General features: G+C 43.4%; 26 protein-coding genes and 2 pseudogenes. 10 read left to right on the forward strand and 18 right to left on the reverse strand.

All coding sequences use genetic code 11. The features are described from left to right. Nucleotides 1-54: 54 nt before the first annotated feature. The 12 genes from purD to ED605_RS09320 all read right to left on the reverse strand — a co-directional run bounded on the left by purD (nucleotide 55) and on the right by ED605_RS09320 (nucleotide 12,271). The gene (gene purD / locus ED605_RS09265) at nucleotides 55-1,299 is read right to left on the reverse strand and encodes a phosphoribosylamine--glycine ligase (protein WP_121978621.1); all 1,245 of its coding nucleotides are present in this window, start codon (nucleotides 1,297-1,299) and stop codon (nucleotides 55-57) included. A gap of 49 nt (nucleotides 1,300-1,348) precedes the next feature. Further along, nucleotides 1,349-2,878, reverse strand: a complete 1,530-nt coding sequence (gene purH, locus ED605_RS09270) for a bifunctional phosphoribosylaminoimidazolecarboxamide formyltransferase/IMP cyclohydrolase (protein ID WP_121978622.1) — start codon at nucleotides 2,876-2,878, stop codon at nucleotides 1,349-1,351. A gap of 2 nt (nucleotides 2,879-2,880) precedes the next feature. Then, nucleotides 2,881-3,468: a phosphoribosylglycinamide formyltransferase gene (gene purN, locus ED605_RS09275; RefSeq protein ID WP_121978623.1), complete on the reverse strand. Its 588-nt coding sequence runs from the start codon at nucleotides 3,466-3,468 to the stop codon at nucleotides 2,881-2,883. After that, complete coding sequence (gene purM / locus ED605_RS09280; protein WP_121978624.1) at nucleotides 3,465-4,481, reverse strand: phosphoribosylformylglycinamidine cyclo-ligase; 1,017 nt, start codon at nucleotides 4,479-4,481, stop codon at nucleotides 3,465-3,467. Before purM ends, purN begins: the two co-directional genes overlap by 4 nt. A gap of 13 nt (nucleotides 4,482-4,494) precedes the next feature. Continuing rightward, complete coding sequence (gene purF / locus ED605_RS09285) at nucleotides 4,495-5,940, reverse strand: amidophosphoribosyltransferase (RefSeq protein ID WP_121978625.1); 1,446 nt, start codon at nucleotides 5,938-5,940, stop codon at nucleotides 4,495-4,497. After that, nucleotides 5,925-8,159: a phosphoribosylformylglycinamidine synthase subunit PurL gene (gene purL, locus ED605_RS09290; RefSeq protein ID WP_121978626.1), complete on the reverse strand. Its 2,235-nt coding sequence runs from the start codon at nucleotides 8,157-8,159 to the stop codon at nucleotides 5,925-5,927. The genes purF and purL overlap by 16 nt, the downstream gene beginning before the upstream one ends. After that, nucleotides 8,152-8,838, reverse strand: coding sequence for a phosphoribosylformylglycinamidine synthase subunit PurQ (gene purQ, locus ED605_RS09295; protein ID WP_121978627.1), 687 nt, complete (start codon nucleotides 8,836-8,838; stop codon nucleotides 8,152-8,154). Before purQ ends, purL begins: the two co-directional genes overlap by 8 nt. After that, nucleotides 8,835-9,098: a phosphoribosylformylglycinamidine synthase subunit PurS gene (gene purS / locus ED605_RS09300; protein ID WP_121978628.1), complete on the reverse strand. Its 264-nt coding sequence runs from the start codon at nucleotides 9,096-9,098 to the stop codon at nucleotides 8,835-8,837. Before purS ends, purQ begins: the two co-directional genes overlap by 4 nt. Beyond that, the gene (gene purC, locus ED605_RS09305; RefSeq protein WP_121978629.1) at nucleotides 9,098-9,838 is read right to left on the reverse strand and encodes a phosphoribosylaminoimidazolesuccinocarboxamide synthase; all 741 of its coding nucleotides are present in this window, start codon (nucleotides 9,836-9,838) and stop codon (nucleotides 9,098-9,100) included. The genes purS and purC overlap by 1 nt, the downstream gene beginning before the upstream one ends. Nucleotide 9,839: 1 nt before the next feature. Next, nucleotides 9,840-10,973 (reverse strand): 5-(carboxyamino)imidazole ribonucleotide synthase, encoded by a 1,134-nt coding sequence (gene purK / locus ED605_RS09310; RefSeq protein WP_121978630.1) that lies wholly within the window; start codon nucleotides 10,971-10,973, stop codon nucleotides 9,840-9,842. Then, complete coding sequence (gene purE, locus ED605_RS09315; protein ID WP_121978631.1) at nucleotides 10,954-11,442, reverse strand: 5-(carboxyamino)imidazole ribonucleotide mutase; 489 nt, start codon at nucleotides 11,440-11,442, stop codon at nucleotides 10,954-10,956. The genes purK and purE overlap by 20 nt, the downstream gene beginning before the upstream one ends. Nucleotides 11,443-11,824: 382 nt before the next feature. After that, complete coding sequence (locus tag ED605_RS09320) at nucleotides 11,825-12,271, reverse strand: MerR family transcriptional regulator (protein ID WP_121978632.1); 447 nt, start codon at nucleotides 12,269-12,271, stop codon at nucleotides 11,825-11,827. Nucleotides 12,272-12,356: 85 nt separating this feature from the next. Here ED605_RS09320 and ED605_RS09325 point away from each other — a divergent pair, with 85 nt between their 5' ends. Beyond that, the gene (locus ED605_RS09325; protein ID WP_121978633.1) at nucleotides 12,357-13,334 is read left to right on the forward strand and encodes an aldo/keto reductase; all 978 of its coding nucleotides are present in this window, start codon (nucleotides 12,357-12,359) and stop codon (nucleotides 13,332-13,334) included. Between the two features lie 553 nt (nucleotides 13,335-13,887). Here the strand turns inward: ED605_RS09325 and ED605_RS09335 are convergent. Continuing rightward, nucleotides 13,888-14,325 (reverse strand): type II toxin-antitoxin system HicB family antitoxin, encoded by a 438-nt coding sequence (locus tag ED605_RS09335; RefSeq protein WP_121978634.1) that lies wholly within the window; start codon nucleotides 14,323-14,325, stop codon nucleotides 13,888-13,890. A 353-nt stretch (nucleotides 14,326-14,678) separates the two neighbouring features. On the opposite strand from ED605_RS09335, the gene ED605_RS15030 reads away from it, so the two are divergent. Both ED605_RS15030 and ED605_RS09345 read left to right on the forward strand, forming a co-directional pair. Continuing rightward, on the forward strand, nucleotides 14,679-14,972 hold the full coding sequence (locus tag ED605_RS15030; RefSeq protein ID WP_121978635.1) for an SdpI family protein: 294 nt from the start codon (nucleotides 14,679-14,681) through the stop codon (nucleotides 14,970-14,972). 31 nt (nucleotides 14,973-15,003) lie between these two features. Further along, nucleotides 15,004-15,294: an SdpI family protein gene (locus ED605_RS09345; RefSeq protein ID WP_121978636.1), complete on the forward strand. Its 291-nt coding sequence runs from the start codon at nucleotides 15,004-15,006 to the stop codon at nucleotides 15,292-15,294. An 81-nt stretch (nucleotides 15,295-15,375) separates the two neighbouring features. Here the strand turns inward: ED605_RS09345 and ED605_RS09350 are convergent. Then, nucleotides 15,376-15,919 (reverse strand): annotated as a pseudogene (locus ED605_RS09350) (ferritin-like domain-containing protein). Between the two features lie 13 nt (nucleotides 15,920-15,932). Beyond that, nucleotides 15,933-16,058: pseudogene (locus ED605_RS14775) on the reverse strand (heavy-metal-associated domain-containing protein); the annotation flags it as partial. Nucleotides 16,059-16,195: 137 nt separating this feature from the next. Between ED605_RS14775 and ED605_RS09360 the strand changes: the two are divergent. From ED605_RS09360 to ED605_RS15035, 5 genes are all read left to right on the forward strand, one after another. After that, nucleotides 16,196-16,570 carry a DCC1-like thiol-disulfide oxidoreductase family protein gene (locus ED605_RS09360; RefSeq protein ID WP_121978638.1) on the forward strand — a complete coding sequence of 125 codons (375 nt, stop codon included), beginning with the start codon at nucleotides 16,196-16,198 and terminating at the stop codon, nucleotides 16,568-16,570. A gap of 23 nt (nucleotides 16,571-16,593) precedes the next feature. Continuing rightward, nucleotides 16,594-17,106, forward strand: coding sequence for an SdpA family antimicrobial peptide system protein (locus tag ED605_RS09365; RefSeq protein WP_162919788.1), 513 nt, complete (start codon nucleotides 16,594-16,596; stop codon nucleotides 17,104-17,106). Nucleotides 17,107-17,120: 14 nt separating this feature from the next. Further along, complete coding sequence (locus tag ED605_RS09370; protein ID WP_121978640.1) at nucleotides 17,121-18,077, forward strand: sporulation-delaying protein SdpB family protein; 957 nt, start codon at nucleotides 17,121-17,123, stop codon at nucleotides 18,075-18,077. Between the two features lies 1 nt (nucleotide 18,078). Next, nucleotides 18,079-18,696, forward strand: a complete 618-nt coding sequence (locus tag ED605_RS09375) for a sporulation delaying protein family toxin (protein WP_121978641.1) — start codon at nucleotides 18,079-18,081, stop codon at nucleotides 18,694-18,696. 135 nt (nucleotides 18,697-18,831) lie between these two features. Beyond that, nucleotides 18,832-19,122 carry an SdpI family protein gene (locus ED605_RS15035; protein WP_121978642.1) on the forward strand — a complete coding sequence of 97 codons (291 nt, stop codon included), beginning with the start codon at nucleotides 18,832-18,834 and terminating at the stop codon, nucleotides 19,120-19,122. A 70-nt stretch (nucleotides 19,123-19,192) separates the two neighbouring features. Here the strand turns inward: ED605_RS15035 and ED605_RS09385 are convergent, their stop codons facing one another. Genes ED605_RS09385 through ED605_RS09395 form a run of 3 tightly spaced genes read right to left on the reverse strand, consistent with a single transcriptional unit; the run spans nucleotide 19,193 to nucleotide 21,913 of the window. Next, nucleotides 19,193-19,738 (reverse strand): ferritin-like domain-containing protein, encoded by a 546-nt coding sequence (locus tag ED605_RS09385; protein ID WP_121978643.1) that lies wholly within the window; start codon nucleotides 19,736-19,738, stop codon nucleotides 19,193-19,195. A 13-nt stretch (nucleotides 19,739-19,751) separates the two neighbouring features. Further along, nucleotides 19,752-19,973: a heavy-metal-associated domain-containing protein gene (locus ED605_RS09390; protein ID WP_121978644.1), complete on the reverse strand. Its 222-nt coding sequence runs from the start codon at nucleotides 19,971-19,973 to the stop codon at nucleotides 19,752-19,754. A gap of 29 nt (nucleotides 19,974-20,002) precedes the next feature. Continuing rightward, nucleotides 20,003-21,913: a heavy metal translocating P-type ATPase gene (locus ED605_RS09395; RefSeq protein ID WP_121978645.1), complete on the reverse strand. Its 1,911-nt coding sequence runs from the start codon at nucleotides 21,911-21,913 to the stop codon at nucleotides 20,003-20,005. 194 nt (nucleotides 21,914-22,107) lie between these two features. On the opposite strand from ED605_RS09395, the gene ED605_RS09400 reads away from it, so the two are divergent. Next, nucleotides 22,108-22,746, forward strand: coding sequence for an NAD(P)H-binding protein (locus tag ED605_RS09400; protein ID WP_121978646.1), 639 nt, complete (start codon nucleotides 22,108-22,110; stop codon nucleotides 22,744-22,746). A gap of 258 nt (nucleotides 22,747-23,004) precedes the next feature. Further along, nucleotides 23,005-24,345: an ammonium transporter gene (locus ED605_RS09405; RefSeq protein ID WP_121978647.1), complete on the forward strand. Its 1,341-nt coding sequence runs from the start codon at nucleotides 23,005-23,007 to the stop codon at nucleotides 24,343-24,345. The last annotated feature ends 14 nt before the right edge of the window (nucleotides 24,346-24,359 follow it).

The raw sequence follows: 24,359 nt of genomic DNA on the forward strand, positions 1-24,359 counted from the left end.
AGAAGTCCTTGGCTCATTTAAGGTTGTTCAAATCTTTAATTTAGCAATCAGAGGCTATACTCGCGTCTTTTCCAAATCCTTAAAGCCAATATCTTTACGATAGTAGAAATCAGAAAGATTGATTTTAGCCAACTCCGCATACACTTTGTCTTGGGCTGCCTGAAGCGTTGCCGCGTGATCAACAATCGTGAAAATGCGGCCGCCTGAACTAAATAGCTTGTGATTATCACTAGTGACGCCGGCGTAGAAAACATTCTCGGGTAATGCCGGTAACGGAATATCCTGCTGTGGGGCCTTCGGATATCCCGGCGCAGCCACCACAACGCCCAGGTAATAATCTGTTTCCTGCCACTGCATCTCCGGCAACTTGTGATCGATTAAATCAACAATGACTTGATAAAAGTCACTCTTCAATTGTGGGAGCAGGACCTGAGTTTCCGGATCCCCCAAGCGAACATTGTACTCAATGACTTTGATCCCATCGGCTGTCAACATGCATCCAACGTAAAGTGTCCCGGCAAATTCCAAACCTTCATTTTTAAGACCGGCCATCGTTGGATCGACCACCGTTTTGATTGTTTCGGCTAACACGTCGTCCGTAATATGTGGCACTGGTGAATAAGCACCCATTCCACCAGTGTTGGGACCCGTCTCACCTTCATGAATTTTCTTGTGATCTTGTGAAATTGGAAGGATGACCCGCTTATCGCCACCCACAAACAGCATCAGAGAAAATTCTTCTCCTTCTAGATACTGTTCAATCAGAATCTCACCGGACTTTTCCAATTCACTTCGAAGCAGCGGGTTCACATCTGCCCGTTGAGTGACGATGGTGACGCCTTTGCCGGCAGCTAGTCCGTTTTCTTTGACTACTAATGGTAACGGCTGCTTTTCAGCGTAGGCCACTGCTGCGTCGTAATCCGTAAAGGTCTCAAACGCCGCCGTTGGAATGCCGTTTCGCTTCATGAAACGCTTGGCAAACGTCTTATCACTTTCCAGACAAGCCGATGCCTGACCCGGGCCGAACACCTTTAAGCCCCGTTTCTGCAAAGTATCAACTGCCCCCATTGCCAGTGGGACTTCCGGGCCGACAAAGGCCAATTCAACTTGATGATTTTCAGCGAAATCCCCCAGCTGCTTGAAGTTGGTTTCGTCAATTGCGGCCAGTTCAATATCATCTTTTTTCATCCCCGGGTTACCAGGCGCACAATAGACGTGTTCAACCTGGGGGCTTTTCATCAATGTTGCAGCAATCGCGTGTTCACGCGCGCCTGATCCAATCACAAGAACGTTTGCCAATTTTATCTCTCCTTTTAGTCTCTATCGATGAACCGCTTGAATCCGCTCACTAATGTCTGAAGTGTCTGACCCCCGTTGTTACCATTGCAATGCCATACTTATCCGCCATCGCAATCGAATCCTTATCACGAATACTACCGCCCGGTTGGATGATCGCTTTAATATCGTGTTGAGCAGCGTACTTAACACAATCATCCATTGGGAAGAAAGCATCCGAAGCCATGATGGCATTTTCGTAGCCATCCTTTGGCATCGCCTTTTGAATGGCAATTTTAGCTGAATCAATTCGGTTGGGCTGCCCCATGCCGACACCCAACGTCTTGGTATCGGTCGTCACAACCACCGCGTTACTCTTAACAAACTTCACTACATGTTGTCCAAACTGCAATGCTTTTAACTGCTGCTCGGTTGGCTGAACTTTGGTTACGACTTTAAAGTCCGGAATTTGATCGATTTGATGATCGGACTCTTGAATCAACATCCCCCCACTTACCGAAATTGTTTCAAAGCGGTCCGGTTGGTCCCGATGACTCAGGTCAGCCTGCAATAGGCGAATATTTTTCTTCTTAGCCAAAATCTTGAATGCCTCATCACTAAAGGATGGTGCAATTACAATTTCCAAGAAGATCTTATGCATTTTTTCAGCCGTTTCAGCATCCACTTCACGGTTCACCGCGACAATCCCGCCAAAGATTGACATTGGATCGGATTCGTAAGCTTCATCCCAAGCTTGGCTAATAGTCTCCGCCGTACCGACACCACACGGATTCATATGTTTCATCGCAACTACACACGGCTCATCAAATTCACTGACCATATTCAGGGCTGCATTGGCATCCTTAATATTGTTGAACGACAATTCCTTACCATGAAGTTGCTTAGTAATAATCGATAATTGAGACGGAATCGGGTTCCGGTAGAAGGCTGCCTTTTGGTGGCTGTTTTCACCATAGCGCAGGCTCTGCTGCTTCTCATAGGTCAACGTCAATTGATCCGGGAACTCCTCTTCCGTTAAGTAATTTGAAATAATGGCATCGTAAGCGGCTGTGTGACGGAAAACTTTAGCTGCTAAATGTTTCCTAAAAGCGTTATCGTCACGATGAGCTTTTAAGGCATCAATGACCGGCTGGTAATCGGCTGGATCAACAATGGTTAGGACACCGGCAAAGTTTTTGGCGGCTGCTCGCAGCATTGACGGACCACCGATATCAATCTGTTCGATTGCTTGAGCTTCGGTGGTTTCCGGTTTTTCAATCGTTTGTTTAAACGGGTAAAGGTTAACGGCCACCAAATCGATGGGGGTAATGCCGGCTGATTTTAATTGGTTCATATGATCAGCGTTATCCCGTTTTGCCAGCAAGCCGGCATGAATCTTGGGATGCAGGGTCTTAACCCGGCCATCCAACATTTCTGGAAAACCGGTCACTTCTTCAACGCCGGTCACTTCAACGCCACCAGCCTCCAAGGCTTTTTTGGTGCCACCAGTTGAGACGATTTCAAAATCCAAGTCTTTTAATTGTTTGGCAAAGTCAACCAAATTAGTCTTATCGGAAACACTTAGCAGAGCTCTTCTAGCCATGATTACATTTCTCCTCTTTCTAATAGTTGTTTGACAACTTCCGGATATAACCGATGTTCAGTCGCGTGAATTCGCTGTTCAAGTTCGGTCAATTTATCATCTTTGTACACTGGAACTGCTCGTTGGGCAATAATCTTTCCCGAGTCAATCCCCGAATCAACCCAGTGAATCGTCACGCCGGTTTCATTAACACCAGCCTGATACGCATCTTCAATGCCGTGACGCCCAGGAAACTTCGGTAACAGGGCTGGATGAATGTTCACAATTTTGCCTTCGTATTTTGCCAATAACGTTGGCCCAATAATCCGCATATAACCGGCCAATAAAATAAAATCAATCTTAGTAGCCGCCAGTTTTTCGGCAATCACCTTTTCAGCGGCCGCCTTATCCGGATAATCCTTAAAATTAATGACGAAAGTCGGCACACCTTCTTTTTTTGCTCGATTCAAGACATTGGCTTGCCGATGATCACAGACCAACAATTTAACGTTAATTGGCAGATTTTCTTTTTTAAACGACTCGCATAGGGCGGTAAAATTGGTTCCCTCTCCTGAAGCGAAAATCGCAATGTTCTTAACGTTTGGTTTCATAACGAGTCCTCTCGAATCACAACTTTTTTCGAACCAGGAACTAATCGGCCCGCTTGATAAACCGTCTCACCGGCCTTTTTTAATTCAGCAGTTACTTGGTCAACATCGGTTGGGTGAACCGCCAAGACCATGCCCAATCCTAAATTGAAAGTGTGCTTCAAATCATCAAATGACAGATTACCGATTTCTTGTAAGTCCTTCATAATTGCCGGGACCGGCCACTTCGTCGAGTCGAATTCAGCGGATAAATGATCGGGCAAAATCCGCCCCACGTTTTCAATCAACCCACCACCGGTAATGTGGGCAATGGATTGGATCAGCCCCTGCTCAATCAATGGTAAGACCGATTTAACGTAAATCCGAGTTGGCCGTAACAATTCGTGTTTAAGATCACCTTCACAGCCGGAGAGTTGATCATCCAATGAATAGTGGTGTTGCTTAAACAAAATGTCTCGAACCAAGCTGAAACCGTTGGAATGCAGGCCATTTGAAGCTAAGCCCAACAGGACATCGCCCGTTCGCAAGTTTTTGGCAGCTAACAGCCGATCCTGATCGGCAATGCCGACGGTGAATCCCGCCAAATCATAGTGACCATGTTGATACATATCCGGCATTTCCGCCGTTTCGCCACCGATTAATTTGACACCCGCCTGAGTGGTTCCAGTAACGACCCCGGTTAAAATAGCTTTGGCTTGCGTTTGATCCAAATGGCCAATTCCCAGATAATCCAAGAAGAAGAGCGGCTTAGCCCCCTGAGCCAACACATCGTTCACACACATCGCCACTAAATCAATCCCAATGGTTTCGTGAAGGCCGGCGTTAATCGCAACTAATAATTTAGTTCCCACACCATCGGTTCCCGAAACCAGCACCGGCTTTTGATAGTGACCAAGGGTTAACGGAAATAGGCCGCCAAAGCTTCCCAGCGCGTCATTGTGAGACAGTTGTTTAATTTCATCAACCAATTTGTACCCGGCGTTAATGTCAACGCCGGCTTTTTTGTAGGCATCCATTTTAATTTCCCTCTCATCTCATTTTGGCAGCGTGTAACTGTGCCTGATCACGATCATATTCTTTTTGATAATCGTACAATGGGGTTGGATATTTGCCATCAAAGTAAGCCACGCAAAGGCCTTGATTAGGTGCGATGGTTTTCAAATTGACAGCTTTAATCAAGCTTTCAACACTCAGAAAGCCCAACGAGTCAGCATCAAAGATTTGCCGCATTTCTTCAATGCTGTGGTTGGCCGCAATTAGTTCGCTAACGTGTTGAATATCAATGCCGTAAAAGCACGGGTAACGAAGCGGCGGCGAGGCAATCCGTAAATGAACTGAAGCCGCGCCGGCATCCTTAAGTAATTTAACAATCCGGCGGCTGGTCGTTCCCCGGACAATTGAATCATCCACCAAAACGACTCGTTTTCCTTTAACAACGCCCTTAACTGCCGACAATTTCATATTCACGCCCTGTTCACGCAACTCTTGGGTCGGCTCAATAAAGGTTCTGGCAGAATACTGGTTCTTAACCAGCCCCATTTCATAAGGTAAGCCGGCCGCTTCGGCATAGCCCATCGCCGCTGAAAGTGATGAGTTTGGTACGCCGGTGACAATGTCAGCGTCAGCGGGTTGTTCCTTGGCCAATAATTCGCCCATCCGCTTTCGAGCCGAGTGAACGTTAACCCCGTAAATATCAGAATCCGGTCGGGCAAAGTAAATAAATTCCATGGAACAAATCGATAGTTGCGTCTCAGTGGTATATTGATCAATCGTAATCCCGCTATCGTCAATTTTAATTAACTGGCCAGGTTGAACGTCGAATTTGAACTCGGCTCCTACCGCGTCCAACGCACAGGTTTCACTGCAAACAATATATGCACCATTCGGCAGTTGCCCCACTACCAGTGGTCGAAAACCGTTTGGATCAAGTGCGGCATACAACCGATCTTTGGTCATTACCAGGTAGGCAAAGCCCCCTTTGATAATGTTGAGGGCTTCCTTTACTTGATCATCCAAGTCAGGTGCTTGGCTCAGTCGGATTAAATGCATTAAGTTTTCGGTATCCGAACTGGAATGATAAATGGCGCCCCGATCTTCCAGCTGCTTTCGAATTGAAATCGCATTGGTCAGGTTGCCGTTGTGAGCTAAAGCAAACTGGGTATCACTAAAGTTAAACGGTAAGGGCTGGATATTTTCCAATAAATTACTGCCGGCAGTTGAATAACGGACGTGGCCAATGGCGGCCTGACCATCAAGATCAGCCACTGCATTGGGTGAATCAAACACATCCGTCAACAAGCCAAAGCCCCGCTTGGTCCGTAATTCACCGTCATGATTAACCGTAATTCCGGCGCCTTCCTGTCCACGGTGTTGAAGGGCAAATAACCCGATATAGGTTAACCGGGCGGCATCCGGGGTTCCCCAAACGCCGAAGATGCCACATTCTTCATTTAAACTTTTTACTTCAGACTGCATGGCAGTGCTCCCTTCCAAAGCTTAAGCCCTTCCTCAACGTCTAAATCAAAGTTACCGTCAGCCGCTGAAACAATTAGGTGATGATCATCCGTCACTTTTCCCAGATAATTGGCATTTTGATCCATTAATTTTTCAAAGGCTGCCTGATTTTCAGGTGCAATTGACAGAACAAATCGTGATTGATTTTCCGAGAAGAATCGGGCAACGCTCAGGTCACTGGCTAATTGAACTCCCAGCTGATGGCCAAAAGTACTTTCAGCAATTGCCGTGATCAGCCCACCTTCAGAAATATCATGGGCACTGGCAACCAGGTTGTTTTGAATGGCAGCCGTCACCAAGTGTTGAATCTGCGCTTCATAATCCAAATCGAAGTCAAACAACTGACCGGAAATTTGACCAGTTTGCATTTTTTGAATCTGTGAGCCGTTAAAGCCATCGGTCGTTTCGCCAATCACGTAAACCAAATCGCCAGCTTGTTTGAAGTCTTGCGTTGTCACGTGGTTCAAACCCTTGATCAAGCCAACCATGCCAACCATCGGCGTTGGATAAATTGGCACGTTGTCATATTCATTATTTAGTGAAACGTTTCCTGAAATCACCGGTGTCTTAAACTTTTCGCAGGCCTCACTCATCCCCATTACTGCCTGATCCAATTCATAGAACTGATCGGGCTTTTCAGGATTACCAAAGTTTAAGCAGTCGGTTATGCCAAGTGGTACAGCGCCCGACGCCACAATATTGCGGGCTGCTTCAGCCACCGCCATCTGGCCCCCAATTTTCGGGTTCAAGTAGAGGTAGCGACCGTTGACATCCGTGGTGATCGCCAATGCCTTGTCATAATGACGAACTCTGATAACCGCAGCATCCGATCCCGGTGCAACCACCGTATTGGTTTGAACCTGGGTATCATAGGTCCGGTAAATGCTTTCTTTTGACGCAATTGTCAGCTGCGATAACATCTGTTTTAAAGTCGTGGTTGGATTTTTAATTTCAGGTTGAAACTGGCTGGGTTCAGCCGTTTTCAAGTGTTCGGGCATCGCTGATTCACGATGATAAACCGGCGCCTGACTTGCCAACGAGTCAACCGGCACATCTGCCACCAATTGACCGTGTTGCTTTAATTGATAACGATCGCCTTCAGTCACGTGACCAATTACGACAGCCGCCACCCCGTGATCCGCGAACACTTTAAGAACTTCACCTTCGTGACCGGCTTTGACACACAGCAGCATTCTTTCCTGAGATTCTGACAACATCAATTCAAACGGTGTCATATTGGCTTCCCGTTGCGGTACCAGATCCAAGTCCAGCACCATCCCGTTACCACCAGCTTTGGAGCCCATTTCAGCAGATGATGAAACCAACCCGGCAGCGCCCATGTCTTGAATACCGACCAATGCGTCCGCATGGTGATTAATGACGTCCAAGCAAGCTTCCATCACCAGTTTTTCGGTAAACGGATCGCCGACTTGAACGGCTGAGCGCTGACTTTCATGTTCAGAATCAAACTGGGACGAGGCAAACGAAGCGCCGTTGATTCCGTCACGCCCAGTTTTGGCACCGACGTAAACGATACTGTTGCCAACACCGGCGGCTGCGCCAACCTCAATTTTATCGAGATCCATTAAGCCAACGCACATTACGTTGACTAACGGATTATGCGCATAGGCTTCATCAAACGTGGTGTCACCACCAACGGTTGGCACGCCAATGCAGTTGCCATAAGAACTAATCCCCGCCACAATCTGAGAAATAAAGTAACGCTCCTCATTGGTTTTAGGCTCGCTAAATCGCAAGCTGTCCAAGCAGGCAATTGGTCGAGCACCCATTGAGAAAATATCCCGGAGAATGCCACCAACACCGGTCGTTGCTCCTTGAAAAGGTTCAACTGCAGAAGGATGGTTATGACTTTCAGCTTTGAACACGACACCCTGATTATCACCAATATCAATAATGCCGGCACCTTCGCCAGGACCTTTGACGACGTGTTCACCTTTGGTATAAAACTTTTTCAAAACCGGTTTAGAGTTTTTATAGGAACAGTGTTCACTCCACATCCCGGAAAAGAGGCCAACTTCGGTATAGTTTGGCAAACGATGCAGGACCTCATCCTTAATTAAGTGATACTCATGATCCGAAAGCCCCATTGACTGGTAAAGCTTTTGATCTCTGATTTGTGCCGGCGTTGCTTCAACCGGTTGACTGATAACTTTATCCATGAGCGACTACTCCTCGACTTTTGACATGGTTTACAATTGATTGAAAAATTCCAACTCCGTCATCGGATCCCAAAATGGCTTCAACGGCCCGTTCAGGATGGGGCATCATTCCCAGCACGTTACCGGCTCGATTGGTAATCCCGGCAATGTCGGCAACACTGCCATTTGGATTCTGCCGATATTTAAAAATAATCTGATCATTGGCAATTAATTGAGCCAAGGTTTCCTGATCACAGTAGTAATTCCCATCCCCATGCGCAATGGGTAAATTAATGATTTGGGCTAATTTAAACTCAGAAGAAAACATTGAGTCAGCATTGTTAACCACTAGCGGTTCAGTCTGACAAATAAACTTCGCTGAAACATTCTTCTGCAGGCTTCCGGGTAATAAGCCGGCTTCTGTCAAAATCTGGAACCCGTTGCAAATCCCCAAAACCGGCTTGCCACTTTTGGCAAATTCCCGCAAAGCCGGAATAATTGGTGAAAAGCGGGCGATTGCGCCGCTACGTAAATAGTCACCGTAGGAAAAGCCGCCGGGAATTAAAGCAGCGTCAAATCCAGCCAGTGAGGTTTCCTTATAAGAAACCAGTTCAACTTCTTCCTTCATAATGTCGGCAATTGCGTCATACAGATCCATTTCACAGTTGGAGCCGGGAAATGCCAAAACTGCAAATTTCATTGAGCGGCCTCCGTTTCAACAATTTCATAACGGTAGTTTTCCATGTTGTAATTGGCTAATAGCTTGTCACAAATTTCGTTAATCTCTTTATCTAACTCATCATGGGAAAGGCCATCCGCCACTTTAATTTCAAAGTATTTGCCTAGCTTGAGATCGTTAATATTGTCATATCCCAATCGGCCAAGTGCATTTTGGATGGCCTGAGCTTCAGGATTAAGAATTGATTTTTTATAGTTGACGTACACTTTTACCAATGCCATTATTGAACATCCTCCACTTTTTCCAAACGACCGAGCAACTCCTTGTAGACTGGCACCAAGGCACCCAGGCCCTTTCTAAAGACGTCTTTGTCAAGAGACTTTTGGGTGTCGCGGTCAATCAACCGGCAACTGTCTGGTGAAATCTCGTCGGCTAAAATCAACCGACCATCATTGGTGGTGCCAAATTCAAGCTTGAAATCAACCAAATCAACGTTCATTTCAGCAAAGATTTCCTTTAAGCGGTCATTGACTTTTAACGCAATTTCTCGAATTCGCTTCATTTGGGCTTCAGTCGCCACGTTCAAGGCCTCGGCATCAAAATCATTAATGAAGGGATCGTCAAGTTCGTCACTCTTATAAAAGAATTCGGTGACCGGCTTTTCAAATTTCATTAAATGTTTGACGCCATAGCGTTTTTCAAAGCTGCCAGAAGCAAAGTTACGAACGACGGTTTCCAACGGGATGATCTTAACCCGCTTTACCAATTGATTATTTGCATCCAACTGCTTGATAAAGTGGTTTTCAATCCCGTGCTTGGCTAAATCCGTGAAAATCAACGACGAGATTTCACAGTTGGTTTGACCCTTACCCTGCATTTGAACCTTTTTCTTACCATTAAAAGCCGTGACCTGATCCATATAGTGGACCCACATAATTTCCGGGTCGTTGGTGGCGAACATTTCCTTTGCTTTGCCTTTGTAAACTAAAGCTTTCTTTTCGATATCTGCAATTTCAGTCATTTTAATTTTCTCCCTTTAGCATGTCTGTTGATTTTAGTAGTTGATCAATGTCATCACCCAGCACGGTGACGTGACCCATTTTACGTTGGGGTCGAATTTCTGCTTTGCCATAATCGTGAAAGTGCCATTCCGGATGTTCTTTCAGTAAATTTCTGGCAAGCGTTAAATCGGTACCCAACAGGTTTCGCATGACTGCCGGCTTTTCCTGAGTAATTGGTGGAATCGGTAAGCCACAGATGCTTCGAATATGCGCTTCAAACTGGGAAATGTTGCAGGCTTCAATTGTGTAGTGACCGGAGTTATGTGGCCGCGGTGCCAGTTCGTTAACCATCAAATCAGTCTCATCAATGACAAAGAGTTCGATGCCCAGCACCCCGTACAAATCAAGCTGTTTAGCAATTATCTCCGCGTAATCGTGGGCCTTTTGATGAATGGTTTTAGAAAACTGCCCTGGGGCAATGGTTGTGTGTAAAATATGATTTTTGTGACGATTTTCAACCAGCGGGAAGGTAATCACTTTTCCATTGAGATCCCGGGTGACCATCACCGAGGCTTCAGCGATAAATTTCTGACGCGCCTCAAGAATACATTGCGTCTTGGTGTAAAGGGCGGCTGCTTTGTCAACATCTTCCGGGCCATTGATGTCTAACTGACCATGACCATCATAGCCGCCAGAGACCGTTTTGAGGATCGCCGGATACCCAACTTTGGCAACGGCAGCCCGCATTGAGGCTTCATCTGAAACTGCCGCAAAGTTGGTGACCGGAATCCCGGCATCTTTGAGAAAATTCTTCTCGTTTAACCGTTCGCCGGTGATATGCAACAGGTTGACACCCTGGGGCAATTCAGTCACCTGCTTAGCTTTTAACAATGCCTGTTCATCAACGTTTTCAAATTCATAAGTTAAAACATCGCTTTTATCAGCCAACTTCATTAGTGAGGTGACATCGTCATAATCAGCGACAATTTGAAAATCAGCGACCTGACCGGCCGGTGCGTTGGGAGTTGGGTCAAGAATGCCGACCCGATAGCCCATTGATTTGGCAATCAGCGCCATCATTTGGCCTAATTGACCGCCACCAACAATCCCAATCGTTGCCGGCGGTAAAATAGTTTTAATCAAATTGCTGCTCACTGTTTTTAGCCTCCACTCGTTGTTCATGTTTCAAATCTAAAAGTTTTTGGTGAATGGTCTTGTCATTAATTCCCAAAATTTGGGCTGCCAGCAGCGCCGCATTCTTGGCACCTGATTCACCGATGCTGACGGTTGCAACTGGCGCCCCAAACGGCATTTGAACAATTGAAAGTAATGAATCAACGCCGTTTAATGTTCGGGTTTTGATTGGAACACCAATTACCGGCAATGTCGTATTGGCAGCGATCATTCCTGGCAAATGAGCTGCACCACCAGCACCCGCAATGATCGCTTTTAAGCCTTTATTTCGGGCTGATTTACCAAATGCTTGGAGCTCATCCGGCATTCGATGGGCCGAAATCACGTGCTTTTCGTAGCCAATTCCCAATTTATCCAATTGCTGACATGCCAACTTCATTGTTGGCCAATCCGAAATCGATCCCATTGCCACGCCAACGACACTTGCCATCTTAACCACTCACCTTTTAAATTATTTTGTGTCTAAATAATACTTAACATTGATATGGAAGTCAATACCCAAAGTTCGTGTTTTGCTGTAAATTCTCAATATTTATTTTATATTGTGGGCGATTGTTCGGATTTGGCTAGTCAAACTAAGCTGGCACGATATTCAATTTATCTAAATAATAACCGAGTCGGCATATTTAGTTGAAAAACGAACTCACTTTGTAACTTTAATTTAATTGTTCGGATTTTACTGAATTAGCAATCATACTAAAAAAGGCCATCGTCAGATTGAACTCTGATGATGACCCATTCAGATTACTTTAAAAGAAAAAAGGCTTGTCCTCCAGTTAACTAGAGGTTGTACACTATTAGTGTTGGTTTGGTTAATGATTCTTAATGCTGTATCCTGGTAAAACCGTAATCGGATAACCAGGAATATCGCAATTGCCGTCAACACCGGCCTCAGTGCCTACTTCAACACATTTTGTGAAAAAATCGACCTTGTAATTAATCCGGTCAAGGTGGCTTTGCAGCTGGGCGATTTGCGACACAACCTTTTCCTGCTGTTTTTTAAACAATGCCAGTCTCATTGCCAACGTGTCATCGCCCGCCATCGTCATCGAAACAAACTGTTTGATTTCATTAATTGTCATCCCGGTTTGTTTCAAACAAGTGATCAAATTAATGAACTCCAGATCGTGGTTGGTGAATTGACGTCTACCGGAAGCGTTTCTGGAAACCGAAGGCGTTAAGCCCTCATTATCGTAATAACGAAGGGTGTAGATACTCAGGCCGGTCTTTTTAGCGGCTTCTCCAATGGAATATGGCATTTTAAATCTCCTTTAATCAAACTATTGTATTCTAGAAATAACAGTTATTGTGATTATACTCTTAGACATAGAAAGGACCAAACAGATGGAATATCGAACATTTGGTAAAACCAACTTTAAGATCAGTGAAGTTTCTCTCGGGACTTGGCAACTTGGCGGTAAGTGGGGAACCCCATTTGACGAAAAAGATGCTCATGACACCCTTTCGGAAGCTTACGATCGCGGGGTTAATTTCTTTGATACCGCAGACGGCTATCAAGGTGGTAAGAGTGAGCAAGCCGTTGGTGAGTTTGTTAAAAGCCATCCGGACGTTCATTTTACAACCAAAATCGGCCGCAAAGAAGAACCACTCAGCGCCGAACATTTCAATCCGGACCACTTAACCCGTTACGTTGACGACTCCTTGAAAAATATGGGCGTGGATGCCTTGGATTGTGTCTTACTGCATTGTCCGCCAATGAGCGTTTACTATATGCCGGAAACCTTTTTTACACTGGATCAGTTAAAAAAGGCCGGCAAAATCAAGCATTACGGTGTCAGTGTTGAACGAGTTGAAGAGGCAATCAAAGCCATGTCCTATGGCATTTCAGCGGTTGAAATTATCTTCAACATGTTCCGTTTGCGCCCAGCTGAGTTGTTCTTTGATTTAGCCAAGAAAAATAACATTGGTATTTTGGCTCGAGTACCATTGGCAAGTGGCCTGCTTACCGGTAAATACACCGCAGATACAAAATTCGCCCCCGAAGATCATCGAACAACCAATCGAAATGGTCAACTCTTTGATAAGGGAGAAACTTTCTCCGGTGTGGATTACCTAACCGGCGTCAAGGCAGCCAATGAGTTAAAGGAACGGTTGGGTACTGATAACCTTGCAGCGCTGGCCTTGCGGTATATTTTAATGTATGATGCGGTTTCTGCGGTCATCCCTGGTGCCAGCAATCCAACCCAAATCGAACGGAATACAACGGCAGCTGATTTACCAGCATTAACTGACGAACAAATGGCCATTGTGAAAGATGTCTATGATAAGTACATCAAGAATCCGGTCGAATATCTCTGGTAAACTTCTTAATCATTTAGCAACTAATCCAAGTTAACTAAAACAACCGATCACCAAATCGTCTAACGAGGACTTGTGATCGGTTGTTTTTTCTTAGCATTAATCAATTTAGAATAGTTGGTTTGAAATTACTTATGGTTTTTTCGAAAAATAAATGAACAGCCAAACAAAATGATTGCCAACACAAACGACCAGCCGATTACGCCTTATGGCCGATTGTAGCCAATAACAACGACTGTTTTATTGCTGAATAGTGCTGCCGTAAACAAAACAATGAAGATTAAGAAACAAAATCCAGCCAATGATAATAATAAATTTCTCATTTGGATTTCCCGCTTTCCTCTGCTTAAAAAGAACCATTTGTCCAACCCTAATTGCCGCTTTTCAAGATGACTTCATAATATACTTATTAACCAATTAGTAAAACAAAAAGCTCAATAAATTAATTGCCCATAAACCAGTTTTTACTATTGAGGTTTGTGGCTGTTCCTACACCAAAAAAGCCCCATTTTTTAAGGGCCATCGTCAATGTTTAGTTTTTACTTTTAGACTTAAATCAGTTAGCCTTTGAAATTGCCTCGGTGAGTAATTTTGAGAAATTAACTTTTTTCTTTTTACCCATGGTATCAGCCCATTTAGGAATCGTTAAGGTCTTTTTAACCGGCTTATTATTATTCAAATATTTCTCTAAATCAACGGGAACCATTGATTTAAACGAACGGTTTGGATCGTACGTCAACGTGAAATCCGGCTCTTGTTTGAAGGGATTGTCATTAGCCAATGAAACATCATTTAAATTCGAAGAAGCCGGCAATTCATGACCATTGTCTAAATAATCCGCTGCTACAATCCCCAACCAATCAGCCGCCATTTTCATAGCATCCGCAACATTGGTTCCTTGAGTGCCAGACGAGCCAAAATCAGGAAAGTAAACATAATATTTAATCGACTCTTCAGAATCATAATAAAACAAAGCAGGATATGCGATATACATGTTGACGCTCCTTTCGATGCGCAAAGAAAGCCGGCTAAAGCAGCCCAACCCCTTGCTTTTGTGTCATAGGCATGTGCAAGATACCACCCCACAAAATCATTGTAACACGTATAATACGTGTGAGTAGAAAAAAAGTGTTCAAAACGATATTCAAACAATTAACCGCTAACAAGCTAATCAGCAAGCAATAACATTAGGCTTGATTCCTTCATTATTTCAGCCAACTTTTTTATCAGATTCTGCGTTCTTTTACTGGACTATTACCAATTGAGGATTATACTATAAGCACCATTTCAAGAAGCACCTGATAGCTTTTACTGATTAATGTCGTTCAAAGGAATGGGGGTATCGACATGCGTTCACTTTTCGTGATCCTCTTTGTGGCTTTAACCATCACATACCTCATTTTTAAATTTCTCCCCTACAGAATTTCTCGATTTGTCGGATTTCGAATGCCGTTTGTTTTCCATTCCCAAGAGGACTGGAGCCGAGGTCAAACTGCCGGTTACAGCATTATATTACTTTCTCTTGCCGTCTTAATTATTCTTAACTATTTGATCAAAATACCTGCTTGGCTAAATTTCGGTTTGCTGATCATTTTGATCTCAATCACTGTTATCTACATTGGTCAAAAGGTTAATAAATAAGCGCTTACTATCCCAAAGGGGGGCAATTAATATGCAAGTAATCTTTCTGTTCCTCCTCATTATTTTCGCCGTCGATTATCTCTTCTTTAGATTCGATTCTGCCCAAGTCCAATTCTTCGTTGGCTTTCGCACGCCATCTGCTTATAAATCTAAGGAGAACTGGGAACACGCTCAAAAAATTGGCTACGAGCTGATGTTCTTCTTTTGCGTACTTTTCGCTATTCTTAACTATTTTATCTTAATCCCTAATTGGCTGGACTCAAGCTTTGTAGCTTTCATCACCGTTATCGTACTTGTCACTATTGAATATAAACTCAGGTAATTAACCTATCAAAAAGGGCTTGCAACTCAATCCGAAGTTGTAGGCCCCTTTGCATCCCAATAGCCCATTTTAATGTCTAACTTAATCATCATCCTCTTCATCCAAGCCTTCGCGCGGTGTCCGCCCCAAAAGTGCTTGTAATGAAGCAATTTGGTGATTATTTTCACCTAGGAGAGTTATCAAATGTTGAGCTAAAACTGGCCGATCTTCCTTTTCTGCTAACTTAATTGCTCGGGTAACGAACAAATTTGAAGTGTCATAATCATGCACTAATTCGTTAATTAACCACTCAGCTGTTTGATACTTATTTTGTCCTTTTTCCTGTAGCATTGCATACTCAGCAAACTCTTTTTGAGTAGTGGGCGTTAATAAGTCTTCATCGATTAACACAGTCCCTAACTCATCCTTTTGGCGATACGCCTGCTGAAGTAAGCCCGCCATCACCTGTTTTAAAGCCGCCGACGAAGCCCTTTGAGATACCACTTTGTCTGTTGTAATTTATCGGCCAAGACGACCAGGTTGGCAACAATGTGGCCAGTCATGGCTCCGGCTGTCGGCGTGTGATGATCAATGTCAGCCTGCTTAACTTCTGCTTGATATAATTTTCCGGTGTTTCAGTTGTCATTTTAATTTCCCTCTTACTTCACTTTGACCGATTTCACGTCGTATCCTAACTCAGTGACCGTCTTTGATAACTGATCGGTTGAAACCTGATCAGCGTCGAAATCCACTTTAACTTTTGCAGCATTAAAGAGAACCTTAACTATTTATTTGTTAGAGAGATTATAAATCCATTTTCACGCAGAATAATTGCATTTTTAATTTCAATTTTAAAGATCATTTACTAGACTATTATTGTTTGAAGATTATAATGTAGTCACAATATAAGGAGGTGCTAAAAATGACTCGTATAATTGCTTATTATGATAACGAATGCTCGTTATGCATTAAAATTCAAAAGAAGTTGAAGAAATTAGATCATAATCAGAATATTGACTTCATTGGAATTCGAAACAATGCTTTTTTACCTTTTTCAGAAGAACTTATGTCAAAAGAAATGTACGTTTATAACGAACAAAATCATCACTTTTCAACTGGTATAAATGCTATTTATGAGCTCACTTTGGTCATCCCTTCGCTAAGAATTTTAAGCGCTTTCATAAAGCTCTCAATCATCTTTGGCTTCGGCAAGTGGCTGTATAAACTCATTGCTAAAAATAGACGCATGGTACCCGTTAACAATTGCAACAACGATTCATGCAAAATTGGCAAGTAGCAATAGCAGGGGGGCGGTTTTTTATGCGAAAATTATTATTTGCAATTCTCACATTTGTAGTTGTCTTTGGAATGCTTGGAATCGCTTTACTGTGCGCAATTCCCTCAACAGCATTAAACCTACCTCTAACAACAAAACTAACCGTTTCTAATGTTTTCCCACAAGGTTGGGGATTTTTCACTAAAAATCCTTTAGATGAAGCTATCGACTTACAACCAGTTGGAAATAAATCAAATAAAGTCTACTGGCCAATGTTAAACAGCCATGATTTCTCCGGATTTAATCGATATGGGCGTACTGAAGGAATTGAAATTGGCAGTATCTCAAGTTTGATCCCCAAAAATAAATGGCAAAGAGGTTCCCAAAAGAACCGAGGGAAACATTTATATCTATCAATAAAGAATCCAAGCCGCACAAAATTTCTTCATGGAAAGTATAAATTATCCTATCAAGAAATCATTCCGTGGGCATATGCAAATGAATACTCAAATAAGCATATTATGAAAAAATACGTTTATCTAAACATTCTGAAATAAAGAAGGCGATATTCATGGTCAAAGATTGGATTAGCGCACAAAGCGTTTCATTTTCAAAGTATCTATCAAAATTCAACCCTTGGACGCCGGTTTATAGTTTGGCGAGATCTTTAATTGCTTTATCGCTGCTATTAACCCTAATTTTTAACAAGATAACAACTCTTTTTCCATACCCAATAGCATTATCTAACGAAACAAGTTCACCATTTTCAATTTTCCATATTTTAGGTTTCAACTCGGTCGGATTAGTTATGGGGAAAACAGTTTGTATCCTGATTCTCCTAGCAGTAATCAGTGGTTATTTCCCCCAAATTACAGGATTACTTCATTATTGGGTCGCCTTTAGCGTTCAAAATTCAATGACTACCATTGATGGTGGCGAACAGGTAGCCGTTGTCATCACGCTTCTTTTAATCCCGATAGCAGTGACTGATTTCAGAAAAAACGCTTGGCTTCAAGTATCCCCAAACGAAAACGATCTTCGAGATTATTTTAAAATAATCGGCTTAATGTTTTACTGGGCGCTAAGATTCCAAGTCTTTGTCATTTATGCAGATGCTTTTATTCAAAAACTATCTGTAAAAGAATGGCTCGATGGTACTTCTCTGTATTACTATTTCAACAACTATCTCATCAGCATGCCTAACATTTTTCATAAAATGTTCGACTTCATTTTAAACAGCAAATTGGTCATCATTCCAACGTGGGGGACTCTTATTGCCGAATGCTTATTAATGTTATCCTTCTTAGCGCCGGTTGGAAAATGGAAATACTTTTTCTTATTGGGATTTTTCATGCATCTGATGTTTGCTATTATAATTGGTCTTTTTTCATTCTCACTAGTTATGATAGGCGCATTAGTCCTGTACCTGGTACCTCTAAAGACAGATCTCTACGAATTACGAACTCACTTGAAAGCTCTCAAATTATCAACTATCAAATCTTCTCCACATTCAAAGGAGGAAAATTAAGATGAAAATTTTAAAATCTGTTTTAATTGCTGCCTTATCCTTTATTCTATTCACTGGAATTATTATCCCAAAGAGTACAAGTTCAGCTAAAAGAGAATACTCTGGCGAACAGTTATATGCTGGATTCACTAGTGATACCGGTGCTTTTGCGCATCATTTATCGGACGGCTTAAAAAATCAAATTTTCATTCAGAAAAATCAAAAATCAACTTTGAATGGACGAAAAGACTATCAAAAGAAGCTTGACACGCTCGTTTATAAAAAGAACCCTGCCTATTTTAAAGAGTTAAAGAAAGCTTTTTATCACAAAGACTATCTTGCTGCCCAAAAATTAGTTTACGAGGGAGAGAAGTATAACGAAAATTATTATAAGCACTTGCTTCTGGTTAATGGTAATAAAAAAGCTGAGTCTTTCATTACGAATACCGAGGACAAAAGAGGTGGTAAAATCTCATTTAGCACTATCGCAAAGGTTGAAAATATTGCATATGCGGTCAATGCTGTCGTAGGTGTGGTGGATGCTATCGCTGCTGTCACTTTAGTTATAGTAGGAGCTTATTTCACAGATTCAATTAATACGCAGATTGTTACTAAAGGTCTGGTAAATGCTACTCAATAAGTTCTAAGAAATTGCCATTAAAAACATCTTTGGTCATCATTGTGACTCTACAAAACTCCTTGATTGTGTATTTTCTCGGAGAATATCTTTTGAAATAATTCTAGCAATTTTCCGGTATTTAGAGGGGGGATTCATATGCGCATAATCTTCTTAGTTCTTCTGATCATAACCGTCGTTAATTATATCTTTTTTAGATTCGATTCCACTCAAGTTTCACATTTCGTTGGCTTTCGAACCCCCTCGGCGTACAAATCTAAAGAAAACTGGGAACATGCTCAAAAAATTGGCTACGAGCTGACACTACCTTATTTTGTTTTCTTCACGGTGCTCAACTATCTCATTTCAATTCCAAATTGGCTTAACCTAAGCCTGATCGTGTTCATTGCCATTGTCACCATTTTTACTATCGAATATAAACTCAGGTAATCAATCTGTCAAAAAGGGCCCGCAACTCATTCCAAAGTTGCGGGTCCCTTTGCATCCCAACCGTCCTAACTTAATCATCGTCCTCTTCATCCAAGCCTTCGCGCGGTGTCCGCCCTAAGAGTGCTTGTAAAGAAGCAATCTGATGATTATTTTCACCTAGGAGAGTTGTCAAATGTTGAGCTAAAACCGGTCGATCTTCCTTTTCTGCTAACTTAATTGCCCGGGTAACAAATAAATTTGAGGTGTCATAATCGTGCACCAACTCATTAATTAACCACTCGGCTGTTTGATACTTATTTTGACCTTTTTCCCGCAACATTGCATACTCGGTAAACTCTTTTTGAGTAGTTGGCGTTAACAAGTCTTCATCGATTAACACGGTGCCCAAGTCGTCCTTTTGGCGATACGCCTGCTGAAGCAAGTCAGCCATCACCTGTTTTAGAGCCGCCGCATGAAGCCCTTTGAGATACCACTTGGTCTGTTGCAATTTATCGGCCAAGACGACTAGGTTGGCAACAATGTGGCCAGTCATTGCGCCGGCTGTCGGCGTGTGATGATCAATGTCAGCCTGTTTAACTTCTGCTTGATATAATTTTTCTGGTGTTTCAGTTGTCATTTTAATTTTCCCCTTACTTCACTTTAACTGATTTTACGTCGTATCCCAACTCAGTGACCGTCTTTGATAACTGATCGGCTGAAACCTGATCAGCGTCGAAATCCGCTTTAACCTTCGCAGCATTAAAGAGAACTTTAACCGTTTCAACTCCGGGCTGCTTTGCCAAGGCCCCCTGAATCTTCTGCATGCATGATGGGCATGCCAAGGCATCTAATTGTAAAATTGCTTTTGTCATTTTTAAGACCTCCATTTTTCTATCTACGATTACGATAACTTGATTTGCTTTTCGGTTACTTGATCTACATCAAGTTTTAGCGATTTTGTTTGATAACGAATCAGTCGCATTGCGTTGAAGATCACGACCAGGATACTAGCTTCGTGAACCAACATCCCACTGGCCATATAAATGTATCCGGCAATCAGCCCAATCAGCAGTAACGCAACCGTTCCAACGGCAATCACAATGTTTTCTTTGGTGTTGAGCACCGTCTTCTTAGCCAACCCAAAAGCATGAACCAACTCGTCAAATCCGGAAGACATCAATACCACATCCGAGGTTTCAACCGCGACATCTGTGCCGCTGCCCATTGCAATGCCAATATCCGCGGTAGCCAGTGATGGACTATCATTAATGCCATCTCCGACAAAGGCGACAGTTTGCCCAGCATGTTGCAGCTGTTTTACGTAAGCAACCTTTTCCTCTGGTAAGAGGTCCGCATGCACGTCATCAAGTTGCAGCTGATTACCAACCGCCTGAGCTGTGAGCTGATTATCGCCCGTCAGCATCACCGTTTTCTTAACCCCCAGTTTCTTCAGCTGAGCCAAGCTTTCCTTGACACCATTTCGAATGACATCCGAAATACCAAGAATCAAGTAAACCCGCTGATCAACTGCTACAATCACCGAAGAACTCCCCCGCTGCTGAATTTTTCGTAAATCTGCCGTTTGTTTAGCAGACAAGTGGATGCCATGATCAACCATCAACTGTTGATTACCAATCAGCACCTGTTTTTGATTGACCTGAGCACTCATCCCACGGCCCTTTATCGTCTGACTTGATGTTACCGGCAACGTCGCAAAATCAAGCTGCTGATGGTCGGCAAACCCTACCATGGCCCGTGCCAATGGGTGATCGGATTGGGCTTCAACCGCTGCTGCCAATGACAGACCAGATTGATCATCAACGTAATGGTAAGCAGTTGTCACTGCCGGTTTACCTTCCGTTAAGGTCCCGGTTTTGTCAAAAATAACCGTTTCCACGTGACTCAGGGTATTCATGACATCGCCACCCTTAACCAAGACACCATGCTTGGCGCCATTACCAATTCCAGCGACGTTTGAAACCGGGGCCCCAATGACCAACGCACCCGGGCAGCCAAGTACCAAGACCGTGATTGCCAACTTGAAATCAGCGAAGATCACGCCAACCAATACCGCAATCACCAAAACAGCCGGTGTGTAGTAAGTCGCAAAGCGATCAATGAATTTTTCGGCTGGTGATTTGGTGTCCTGGGCCTCTTCAACCAGGTCAACGATTTTACCAAAAGTGGTATCCTCACCAACCTTGGTGGCTTTCACCTTGAGAGTCCCATTATCCAAGATAGTACCTGAATAGACTTGATCACCAACAGCTTTGACAACCGGCTTGGATTCACCAGTGATACTGGCCTCGTTAACGTAAACGGTTCCCGAAACAATTTGACCGTCAACCGGCACTTGCGCCCCCGTTTTAACGAGGACAACATCCCCAACGTCAACAAAATCAACATCCGTTTCCGTTGGATGACCGGCTTGATCAAGGACCAAAGCCGTGGTGGGGGCCATTTCCGTCAGATCTTTAATTGAATGTCGGGTTTTAGCCAACGTTTTATTTTCCAAAAACGTCCCAAATAAGAACAGAAAAGTGACGATGGCCGATTCGTTGTACTCACCAATGATAAAGGCTCCCACAACGGCAATGCTGACTAATAGTTCAATGCTGATGGTTTTAAAGCGAAGCGCCGAGACTGCCCGCAGGACAATTGGGACCGCTGAGATAAGGGATGCCAGGATAAACGCAATTTGATATAACCAGGTCATCTGCATTACCCCACCCAGCAAGCCAATGCCAATCAGGCCCGCAGTCACTGCCGTTATCTGATTTGTATGTTGATTAATAAATCGTTGAAATTTCACGTGTCGTTGCCTCCTTGATATGATACATTGAGTATATGAGGATTTTGATTTAAAATAATTGACACAGGTCAAGAATTCGAGTTTAATTTTTAAATTAAGCTTGAATTTGCTAAATCACTCATCCTTAAAAGAGCCTCTTTTGGTTTGTTGAGTGATCTCAGGAAACTGAAAAAGAAGTTTAAAGGAGGAACATCATGAAAATTATCGTTATTGGTGCCACCGGCCGAGTTGGTCAAAAATTAGTGGCTAAATTAGCCGAAGATAAAAATGATCAAATTTTAGCGGGCGCCAGGAAACCGGAAGCTATTATGAAGGCTGCCAACGTTAAACCATTTAAAATCGATTTACATGATACGAAGGCCGACCTGTTAGCCGAGCTACCGGAAGCCGATGCACTGATTTTTGCTGCCGGCTCTGGTGGCCGAGATCTCTTGCAGGTTGACTTGAACGGTGCCGTTAAAGTGATGATCGAAGCCGCTAAAAAAGGGATTGAGCGGTTTGTCATGCTGAGTTCCAGAGATTCCCTAACGCCGGATGCGTTTAGCGGCGATGATCCATCACCATTGGCCAATTACTTGATTGCCAAGCATTTTGCCGATCTCTGGTTAATCAAAAATACCACCCTTGATTACACCATTCTGCAACCAACCGCGTTAACCGAAACGCCGGGTACCGGCAAAGTCAGTTTGGGCGAGTATACCAATCACGACAATAGTATCGAAAACGTTGCCAACGTACTAGCTCAAATCGTTAAAAGTGATAACACCATTGGTAAAATTTTGCCGATGAGCGACGGCGCAACCCCAATTGAGGATGCCGTCAGTGAAGCTTAATAATGATTAAAAGGTTATTCAACTCTGATTGAATAGCCTTTTTTTATTATGTTTGTAATGTTTTATAACATCTAACGGTCAGTGGCCAAAATATTTTTCAACTTTTTTGTTTTTCAAAAATCACTAGATTACGGGCTTTTGAGATCGTTTCCATTTTTAAGAGTCTAAAAATTGGTTAAGAACCATTCTAACAACGTCTGGACGATTCCAATTGATGATGTTAGAATTTATGACATTAAATAAAAAGGAAGCGATGTTATGAATGCTGCAAATACGTCATTTATGATTTTATCCAGTATTTTGGTCTTATTCATGACACCCGGGCTGGCTTTCTTCTACGGCGGCCTGGTGTCAAAACGCAACGTTGTCAACACAATGTTATCCGTGTTCGTGATGACCGGAGTTGCCATTGTGCTCTGGGTCATGGTTGGTTACAGTCTTTCTTTTGAAGGCGACATCCACGGCGTAATTGGAACGTTCAACAATTTCTTCATGAACGGCGTCAAATTAGGCGCATTAACCGCGACTAAGATTCCCACAGGTATCTTTTCAATTTTTGAAATGATGTTTGCCATTATTACACCGGCGCTCTTTGTCGGGGCGGTTGTTGGGCGAATCAAATTCAACTTCTTACTAGTTTTCTTAATTCTCTGGTCCATTTTGATTTACTACCCAATGGTTCATCTGGTTTGGAGTCCAAACGGCTTGTTAGCCGGACTAGGAACCCTTGACTTTGCTGGTGGGACAGTTGTTCATATTAATGCCGGGGTTACTGCTTTCGTATTATCGGCTTTCTTAGGGAAACGAATTAAGTTTGGCGATAAACCACACACTCATTACAATCTGCCTTGGGTTTTACTAGGTGCCACCATTCTGTGGATTGGCTGGTATGGCTTTAATGCCGGTTCCGCACTGGGTGTCGATAACATTGCCGCTCAGGCCACGATTACGACAACCATGTCGACTGGGACCGCTATGGTCACTTGGATGATTTTGGATATGATTATTTCCGGTAAGCCGACATTGGTAGGCGTTTGTACCGGAACACTATGTGGGTTGGTTGGCATTACGCCTGCTTGTGGCTTTGTCACCATCGCCGGTTCGTTTTGGATCGGGATGTTTTCCACCTTTGCCAGCTACTTCTTCGTTAACTATCTCAAAGACCGAATTGGTGTCGACGATGCCCTCGATGCCTTTGGTTGTCACGGAGTGAGTGGAATCGTTGGCAGTATCTTTACCGGTTTGTTTGCCACCAAAGCAGTCAATCCAATTGTTGCCCACAACGGCCTCTTTTACGGCGGCGGCTGGCATCAATTAGGCGTGCAGGTCTTTGCCACACTGGTCACCATTGTCTTCGTTTCAATCGCAGCTGCCATTATTATCAAAGCGCTTGGCGTGATTATGCCAATGCGAGTTGACCGTAAGGAAGAAGAGCTGGGCCTGGATAAAGGTGAACACGGTGAAGAAGCCGACTACACCGTTGAAATCAGTAACGACATGGCCGCTTATCAATCCGATATGAATATGTACGCTAAAGAATTCAGAGGGCAAATGGCCGGCCTAAACGCTCCTAAGACGCCTGGACCAAGAGACCACTGACAATTTCATTAACA

Origin of the sequence: Lentilactobacillus raoultii (assembly GCF_900411375.1) — a bacterium.
GTDB lineage: Bacteria > Bacillota > Bacilli > Lactobacillales > Lactobacillaceae > Lentilactobacillus > Lentilactobacillus raoultii.